The sequence below is a fragment of the Flavobacterium plantiphilum genome (assembly GCF_046000495.1).
GTDB lineage: Bacteria > Bacteroidota > Bacteroidia > Flavobacteriales > Flavobacteriaceae > Flavobacterium > Flavobacterium plantiphilum.
The window spans coordinates 658,513-666,444 of sequence record NZ_JBELQA010000001.1 but is presented as its reverse complement, the minus strand read 5'-3'; the positions used below and the strand labels follow the sequence as shown (position 1 = coordinate 666,444).

7 protein-coding genes are annotated in these 7,932 nt (G+C 35.3%); 3 read left to right on the top strand and 4 right to left on the bottom strand.

All coding sequences use genetic code 11. The features are described from left to right. Positions 1-324 precede the first annotated feature (324 nt). From mobC to ABS764_RS02785, 4 genes are all read right to left on the bottom strand, one after another. Complete coding sequence (gene mobC / locus ABS764_RS02800) at positions 325-2,307, bottom strand: conjugal transfer protein MobC (protein ID WP_408079759.1); 1,983 nt, start codon at positions 2,305-2,307, stop codon at positions 325-327. A gap of 20 nt (positions 2,308-2,327) precedes the next feature. Further along, on the bottom strand, positions 2,328-3,626 hold the full coding sequence (locus ABS764_RS02795; RefSeq protein ID WP_408079734.1) for a relaxase/mobilization nuclease domain-containing protein: 1,299 nt from the start codon (positions 3,624-3,626) through the stop codon (positions 2,328-2,330). Next, positions 3,614-4,003: a plasmid mobilization protein gene (locus ABS764_RS02790; protein WP_408079732.1), complete on the bottom strand. Its 390-nt coding sequence runs from the start codon at positions 4,001-4,003 to the stop codon at positions 3,614-3,616. Before ABS764_RS02790 ends, ABS764_RS02795 begins: the two co-directional genes overlap by 13 nt. A 233-nt stretch (positions 4,004-4,236) precedes the next feature. Continuing rightward, a complete protein-coding gene (locus tag ABS764_RS02785; protein ID WP_408079730.1) occupies positions 4,237-5,133 on the bottom strand; it encodes a toprim domain-containing protein in 897 nt (298 codons plus the stop codon). A 156-nt stretch (positions 5,134-5,289) separates the two neighbouring features. On the opposite strand from ABS764_RS02785, the gene ABS764_RS02780 reads away from it, so the two are divergent. The 3 genes from ABS764_RS02780 to ABS764_RS02770 all read left to right on the top strand — a co-directional run bounded on the left by ABS764_RS02780 (position 5,290) and on the right by ABS764_RS02770 (position 7,684). Then, on the top strand, positions 5,290-5,577 hold the full coding sequence (locus ABS764_RS02780) for a hypothetical protein (RefSeq protein ID WP_408079728.1): 288 nt from the start codon (positions 5,290-5,292) through the stop codon (positions 5,575-5,577). Between the two features lie 210 nt (positions 5,578-5,787). Continuing rightward, complete coding sequence (locus ABS764_RS02775) at positions 5,788-7,326, top strand: MauE/DoxX family redox-associated membrane protein (protein ID WP_408079726.1); 1,539 nt, start codon at positions 5,788-5,790, stop codon at positions 7,324-7,326. Positions 7,327-7,408: 82 nt separating this feature from the next. Further along, positions 7,409-7,684, top strand: a complete 276-nt coding sequence (locus tag ABS764_RS02770; protein WP_408079724.1) for a DUF6520 family protein — start codon at positions 7,409-7,411, stop codon at positions 7,682-7,684. Positions 7,685-7,932: the final 248 nt, after the last annotated feature.

Genomic DNA, 7,932 nt, shown 5'->3' with positions numbered 1-7,932 from the left:
GAAAGAAAAGCTAATGGTTTGTACAGTATTGATAAAAATGCAAAAATCAGACCTCTGGCTTTTGGAATAACATTAGGATGGAATTTTAAATAAATTAAAGGATGCTATACCAAAGAAAGGTCTTGAGAAATCAAGGCCTTTTTAATTTATAAAATTCAGATATATTCTGCTGGTAAGCAGTATAATGTTCAAATGAATTTGATAGCTTAATCTAGTATTGTCCAGCAAAAGTTATTAAATGAACGATGAAGTAGTTTAGTTAGATCATCCTAAATGGATCGATAAGTTTTTGTTCATTACTAAATTTGATGACCTAATTAAAAATTATTTCTTGAGTATCAGGTAATTCATGGCCGGATCATTTAAGAGTCTTTCCATTTCTGAGTGAATAATATCCTGAATATCTTGCTTTACGTGAAGATAATTACGCTGAACCATGTTGTTGTCAATGTTACGAACTACGGCTATATCTTTATAATTATTCTGCTCAGTTTTGAGTGCTTCATGGTCATTAATAATTTCAGAATGGAATGTTTTGAGTTCAATTTTACAGTCTGGATCATCAGCCACCATACCTACAAATGCACCCGAACTTAAGGAAGAAATTTTGGAAGGAGGAATGGCTGATTCCAATTGTTTAGAACGGCTAATCGAGGTATCACTACTATTGATGGAAAGGCTTTCTCTGTCCTGCATAATTTTACCAAATCGTTCGGATAATTGTTTAGCGGTATCACCGGTTACTTGTCCACTGATGATATTTCCGGTAATATTCATAATCACATCTGCCTGTTCACGACCGTAATCTTTGCGTAGCTGACTGAAGTCCTGAATTCCCAAACAGGTCGCCACTTTATTACTTCTGGCCGTAGCAATTAAACTATCCATATTATTCAGATAAATAGTTGGAAATTCATCAAAAATCAGACTGCTTTTTTGTTTGCCTTTTTGGTTTACCTGTTTTATCAAACGGCTAACATATAGTGATAAGACGGCCCCGTAAATCTGTATTTTTTGAGGATTGTTTCCCATGCAGACAATCTTAGGTTCTTCGGGATTATTGATGTCTAAATTAAAATCATTACCAGATAAGACATAATAGAGTTGGGGAGAAGAAAGTCTTGCCATTGCGATTTTGGCAGACGCAATTTGTCCTTCCAACTGTTCCATCACATCGTTAAGATAAGCATTGACAAAAGGGTTAATTAATACTTCAATTTCCTTTTCTGTTCTAAGTAAGGTAAAGAGCTGATCATAATCGGTCTGCATTAGCTCTATGACATGAGGAAGGGTACAGAACTTACCATCTTTGTACTTTCTTAAATACCAAATGATTGCCGTTAGGAAATTGATTGGGGATTCCACAAAGAAGTCTCCCTGTTTTTTAATCCATTCCCGATTGAGTCCCAGTAGAATAGTCCGGGCTGATTCTGCGGCATCTGTGATATCTGTCATTGCAGAAGGCTCTAAGGGATTACAGCGATGCGTGCGACTGAGATCATCAAAATTAATAACATAAAACTGAGGAACTACCGGATAAATGTGTTTGTAGTTCAGCCATGTATTGTAAGCTATTTTAGAAAGGTCATCGAATTTGAAATCATAAATAAACATTGTAAAGCCTTTTCGAATATGCTGTGTAATCACATGCCGAATCACAAAATAGGATTTCCCGGAACCGGGAGTTCCCAATACCATTAATGCGCGAAAAGGATTAATGATGTTGATCCAGCTGTTTCGAACTTTATCTTTCAGGTAATATCTAGTGGGAAGATTGATTGAATATTCATTTTCCAGTAGTCGTTCTTCCTGTGGAAAGGTTTCATTTTCCTTATTGAAAATATCTTTGTGATTCAATTTGCTTTTGATAATTCTGGATAGCAAAGTTCCACCCGAAAGAATCAAAAGATATCCAATCGAAGTCGTTGCTATGTAAATCAATGCAACCTGTGTGATTTCCATTTTTAAGTAAAAAAATAAGGAGCTGATACCGTAAAGTATTATACCTGTTATGATATAAACAAAGGCTGATTTGTAGTTCAGCTTTTCGTCTTTTCTCCCTTTAGCTCCCATTAAAGAAATCATTAAAAATCCAAGCACAAAGAGTTTGGATTTATGAAAATTGCCGAACATTCCAGTTTTGAGAATGTTTTTCAAAATGGTATCACCAAGCTCGCTCACAAGATGCCATTCTCTAAATGCGGCATAGCAATAATAGTAAAAGTGGATTCCCAGTATTATGATGCTGATGAATCGTGCCATATCCAATATTTTCCTCAAAGCCTGTTCGTTTTCTCCAGTTTGCATAGCCATGATTTCCAGTTTTATTAATTATCAGATTGTCCTCTTCTTTTTTTCTTTTTTCGTTTTCCTTTCAGTTGTTTCGGAATATAAGCTGTAGACTGTTCTGATTGGGTTAGAATTTCGGTTGTTTTTTCAAATAGCTTCTCGTAATTACCAGATAAAACAGTATCAAATGAAGTATTTTTATTTTCTTGATTCGTTTTCGGAGATTCAGATTTTTGTAATTGATCTCTCAAGGAGTCTGAATTTTTTTGTTTGCCAGCAGTACTTAATTTGCAACGCTCTTGTATCTCTTTAGCGCTATATTGCTTACCAAGAGTACTTCCGTTAAAAACACATTGAGTACTATGGTCTACATAAGTTATCCCGTAAATTAAGCCTTCGGTGTTTTTTCTTAAAACGATATGAATTCCATCCTTTTTCAATACTTTTATCAAGTCAGGAAGTGATGTTCCTTTTCCTGTAAAAGCCAAATCAATAGTATTTTTAATTCGGTTTCTATCGGATAATTTATTCGTTTTATTGGCAACAAATCTTTCTTCTAAAAACTTTAAGGTTGGTTTGTTGTAGAAGTCACTCGCCTTTATGGGAATACCAATTGGTTTTCCGTCTCGATCGAGTATGCGATAAACTAATCCTTTTTTTTGGAATATCCTCGAATTTCCACTTCCCCGGTCAGCATACACATTGTATTGTTGTAATACTGCATTTAGTTCGGGAACACTCGAATACCGATATGAATTCAGCACCCCTGTCAAAACGTTCGCTATTGCTTTTTTAGTTTCTGTTTTCCCATACTCAATCTTTCCCATGCTGATGGGCTGAAGTTTCTGATTTTGTTTTTTTTCACGTCCTTCAGCGACTGTAAGACCGAAAGATTTTTCAATTGTTTTTCTGGCCGTTTCGGACTGATTTCGTCCAATATTTTGGGTGTCAATTCTGCTGCCGTCTTCTCTTATTTTAATTGAAATAATATGGATATGCGGATGGCCTGCATCATGGTGCTGGTACACCAGATAAGGCTGCTTCCCAAAACCAATTTGTTCCATATATGTATTAGCAATATTCATTAATTTTTCCTTAGTTAAATTAGATTCAGAAGGATCAAAATTCAATGAAATGTGAACACTGTTTCGTTTTACATTATCATTTAAAGCAGCTTGTTTTAGCAGTCTGTTTAGTTTCATTGTTGTACTCAATTGGTCAGCATCAGCAGGATAATTTCCTTCGCCAATACAAGCTGCTACTTCTTGCTTTACCTTATTCTCATTGTAATTAAAAATGTTATGAATAGAGTTCCCGGTCTTAATTATTGCAACCATTTTTCAGAAATTTTTTGAATGTGTTTTTTGATTTCTTCGACCTTATTGAAAAGGATTTTATTTTGCAAATCATAGTTGATAATCCAGTCTTTGAATTCAGGAATTTGCTGAAGTGTATGGAGTTTTTTTACAGCCTGATTGAAGTTGCTGCCTATTGCATTCAATTCTGTCTTAAGCTGTATAGTTTCTATCATGAAATCATCCAGAGAAGCGTCTCGGTAAGTGGTTACAATCGGTTTCTGAAAAAGTCTTTTACGTACATAATCACTTAGCTTTCTACAAGTTGAAGCATTCCATTCTTTTTCTAATTTGGCATATTCACTGGTTAATAGTCGTAAACCAATAATGCGGGTTCTGTTTGATTTTTTTGCTTTCATCATCTATCTTTTTCGTGTTTTTCAAACTTTTATTCATTTCAGAGCCACTGCCAACGAGTTCCGAGTAAAAAGGCAGCAAGATCTCGTTTGTTTAACAAACGGACATCTTGCCGATTGCAGGAACGTGGCAATCTTTTAGCTGATTCTAATGATTTACAAATTACTGTAAGTTTTAATATTCCAGCTTTTTATAACATTGATCTGTGATCTTCAGGAAATGACTTTGTGAGATCTTATTTTAAGTCCAAAGATCTTCCTTCTGTTTTTCCAAAATTCATAGTCCAGTCATTCAAGTCTTTGTAGTTTTTATAAAGCTGGCTTTTATCACAATATTTAGTACTCAGAGAAAGTGCACAGATTGTATAATTTTGTCCCGTTTCATCTCTATCAAAATAAAGTCGGATTGATTCGTGATTTTCCATGAAAGGACGTGCTCTTTCAAAAAAAGTAATGGAGTTTAGAATGACAAAGTCCTGACTTTTTTCAGGAAGGTTTTTGGTCATGGCTTTGAAGGAAAGAAAGTCCATGAATCCCTCAAATGCAATCACCTCAATATTGCCATTGGAGAAGGTGGTAATTCCTTTGGGTGAACTGCTTGTTTTGAAATAAGGATTACGAATTTCAAAGCCTCCTAAATCATTTTTAAAACCGATTCCAAAGTAATTTTTTTTCGCCCAAGTGTAACGAACTTCTACACAATACTGTTGTGCAATTTCAATTGGAATGCTACGGTGTTGTAGGTAACTTAAAAGGCTAGGGGAGCTAAGGGACATTTCTTTATGAATTATAATTTTATTCTCTTTTATAGTATTGTAATCTGTCTGCTGAATTTTTGGCTGTTGAAAAGAAAAATTTCTACTTGAATTTTGGAGGAGTTCCTCAATGCTACAGTTGAAATAAAGTACTCCAAAATCAATCAGATTGCCACCTTTTCCAAGACCGTGATCGTACCAGCGATTTAACCTCCGAATGATTTTAAAAGAAGCTTTTTTTTCATTTCGTAATGGAGAGCGGTACCAGTAATCATTATTTCTTATTTTCGAAGGTTCATAGCCCAGATTTGATAGGTAATTTATAAGATCTGTTTCTTTGGCTTCATTTATTGTTAACTTACTATTTCTGAAATTCATAACATACATTTTATCAGGTTCATTATTCCGTTTGCTACTACTAAATTAAAGAAGCTTTGCGCCTTGACCAATCCTCATCATATTTTGATTAGGATGAATTCATCTAGCCTATTTATTTTTGTAATGTAAAAGAGTATTAATTTAAAACTGTGAATTATGATTACAACAAATGATGTAGCCAAGGTGTATGATACGGTGTTGAGTATTCCGGGTATGAGTGAGCTGGTGAAGATTGATCTGAAAATTTCACGTAAAGAAGTATTGTTATTGTCCCATGTGATCAGCCTGGGAATCAATCAAAAAGAAACCCCTTCGGATCTTTTAAAAAGTATAGCTCCAGAGGAGTTACTGGGCATGCAAAATATTGCTCAGGATTGTTTGGAAAAAGCGGGACTGGTCGCCTTAAATGAAAAACTCACCAGCCTGAGTGAAGACTGTAAATAGTTTCAAAAAAACAAAGGAAAAATAATCCCTTAAAAAACATAGTGTTTATTTCCTGTCAGCAATAGGGAGTAAACACTTTTTTTAGTTCAGCCTCCCTCATAATTTGGCAGGATTTTTAAAATTATTTGCTGGTTTTGAGTACGTTATATAGTTTGATTCCATGCTACTTTTGAAAAAGTACTGAACGAAAAATTCTTAAAACGGATTAAAATGAAAATTGGAGTTAAAAACAGAACCCGCATTATAACAATAATTGTCCTATTGTACATTCTGCTTTTTAGCTACGCAGCCATTAGTAAAATTCTTGATTTTGAAAATTTTCAGGTGCAGTTGGGACAATCTCCATTATTGAGTGCCTTTGCTTTTGAGATTTCCTATCTCGTCCCTTTCGCAGAGATAGTTATAGTGTTGACTTTGCTTAAGACTAGCTGGCGTTATTTTGGTCTTTTAGGTTCCTTAATCCTAATGACTTTGTTTAGCAGTTATATTTTTATAGTGCTGCACTATACTTCATTTGTCCCCTGTTCCTGCGGTGGCATATTGGAAAAGATGAGTTGGAACAGCCATCTCCTGTTCAATCTTTTTTTTGTATTATTAGCTATTGTCTCCATTGTATTTTATCTTAGTCTTAATCCCACTGCGACTACTCGGTTGCTGCAAAAAAGGACTGTCAACATTATTGTGATAAGCCTTGTTACTAGTGTCACTTTTATGATTGCGTTGTTCCTGTATTCTGAAGCCATCATGCAGTATCATAATCCCTTTATAAGACGCTATCCCCAACATCCTGTAAGCTTCCAATCCAGTATAGATTTAAAATACAATTCCTATTATTTTGCAGGTTTTGCTAAGGACAGGATTTATTTAGGCAATTATAGTAATCCTTTGCAGCTATTGAGTGTAGATCCACTATTGAAAAACAGAAAGTCCATCAGTATTTCCAATGCTCCGAAAAAGCTTCTTTTTAAAAGTGTCAAAATACTGTTGCAACCTCCGTATTTTTATTTGGTCGATGGTGTAGTGGGACGGATGTATAAAGGAAATATGTCCAATTGGGTTATTACAACTGAACTTCGTGGCAGTCCCTATTTTACCAAAGCAGTTTCGATGACTAATGGTGCTTTTGTGATACGATCCAATATTGGGCAGGATGGCGCGCACATCTTGGGTATTTTCGACGCGGTCCAAAGGAAAAGAGTACGCTACGATTCGACCCTTTTACAACAGAAAATAGATGGTATTTTTGATACAGATGGAACGCTTTTATATAATGCCTCCTGGAACAGATGGGTATATCTTTATTACTACCGCAATGTGTTTCTGGTAGGAAAAGATAATTTGGAATTGGATTATCGGGGACACACCATTGATACTACAACTCAGGCAAAAATAAAAATAGCCTACCTAAAAAACAAGCAGCAGCGAAAAATGGCTGCACCACCATTAATTGTCAATGCACATGCCGCTTTAGAACAGCATCTGCTGTTTGTACACTCGCTGGTAAAAGGGCAATTGGAAAACGATAAACTATGGCAGGAGGCCTCTATTTTAGACCTTTATAATTTAGAAAACAAAAGTTACCGTTTTAGCTTTGCTCTTTATCGGCTACCGGGAAAAAAAATGAGTGCTTTTTTTATTGCCAACGAGCATCTTTATGCTTTGTTTGGGACACATTTAGCAGTTTATAACTGGAATACTCTGCTCAAAAAAGAATTGAAAAAAGGAACCAAAAAAAAGAGTAGTCCTTAAAAATATACTTGGCCAGTATCAGGATTAAGATCGAACACCTGTAGAAAAAAGTAGATCGATGTTTCATTTAAATACTTATGATATGAAAACGCAGATTTTAAAAAAAATGATGCCACTTACAGTGGCCATTTTAGGAATTAGTGGGGCTTTTGCCACTACCGCGATGCAAAGCGCTGCAGCTAGCAGTACTGCCCAAAGAACAGGATATCTCCTGAACAATCAGGGGAACTGTGATGTTGAAGTGAACTGTAGTGACACCCCTTCAGACTTTGTTTGTCGTGCTGGTATTACTTCAGGACCGCAGGCCTTTGGTAAAGATTCCTCAGACAACTGTACCGAAATTTTGTACCGCCCTTGAGAACTCCCGTTAGTGAGTTTTGAAAATGACAATGCAGTTCCAATTTGGAACTGCATTGTTACGTTATAGTTACTGCAATATCTAAGTCTTTGATTCCTTCCATGTTTATTTGGTCTTGCTGCTACAGAAAAGTGCATTTGTCTATTTGGGAAAATAAACTAAGAAACCTTTAATAATTATTTAAGAGTTTTCATAGCGGTACTAAAATCGAATTGTATCTGTAAATTGTAACATTTTAAACAGAATAT

Excerpts from the sequence above, each read along its gene's own strand:
- mobC (WP_408079759.1), bottom strand. The coding sequence starts at position 2,307 with ATGCAAACTGGAGAAAACGAACAGGCTTTGAGGAAAATATTGGATATG.
- ABS764_RS02795 (WP_408079734.1), bottom strand. The coding sequence starts at position 3,626 with ATGGTTGCAATAATTAAGACCGGGAACTCTATTCATAACATTTTTAAT.
- ABS764_RS02790 (WP_408079732.1), bottom strand. The coding sequence starts at position 4,003 with ATGAAAGCAAAAAAATCAAACAGAACCCGCATTATTGGTTTACGACTA.
- ABS764_RS02785 (WP_408079730.1), bottom strand. The coding sequence starts at position 5,133 with ATGAATTTCAGAAATAGTAAGTTAACAATAAATGAAGCCAAAGAAACA.
- ABS764_RS02780 (WP_408079728.1), top strand. The coding sequence starts at position 5,290 with ATGATTACAACAAATGATGTAGCCAAGGTGTATGATACGGTGTTGAGT.
- ABS764_RS02775 (WP_408079726.1), top strand. The coding sequence starts at position 5,788 with ATGAAAATTGGAGTTAAAAACAGAACCCGCATTATAACAATAATTGTC.
- ABS764_RS02770 (WP_408079724.1), top strand. The coding sequence starts at position 7,409 with ATGAAAACGCAGATTTTAAAAAAAATGATGCCACTTACAGTGGCCATT.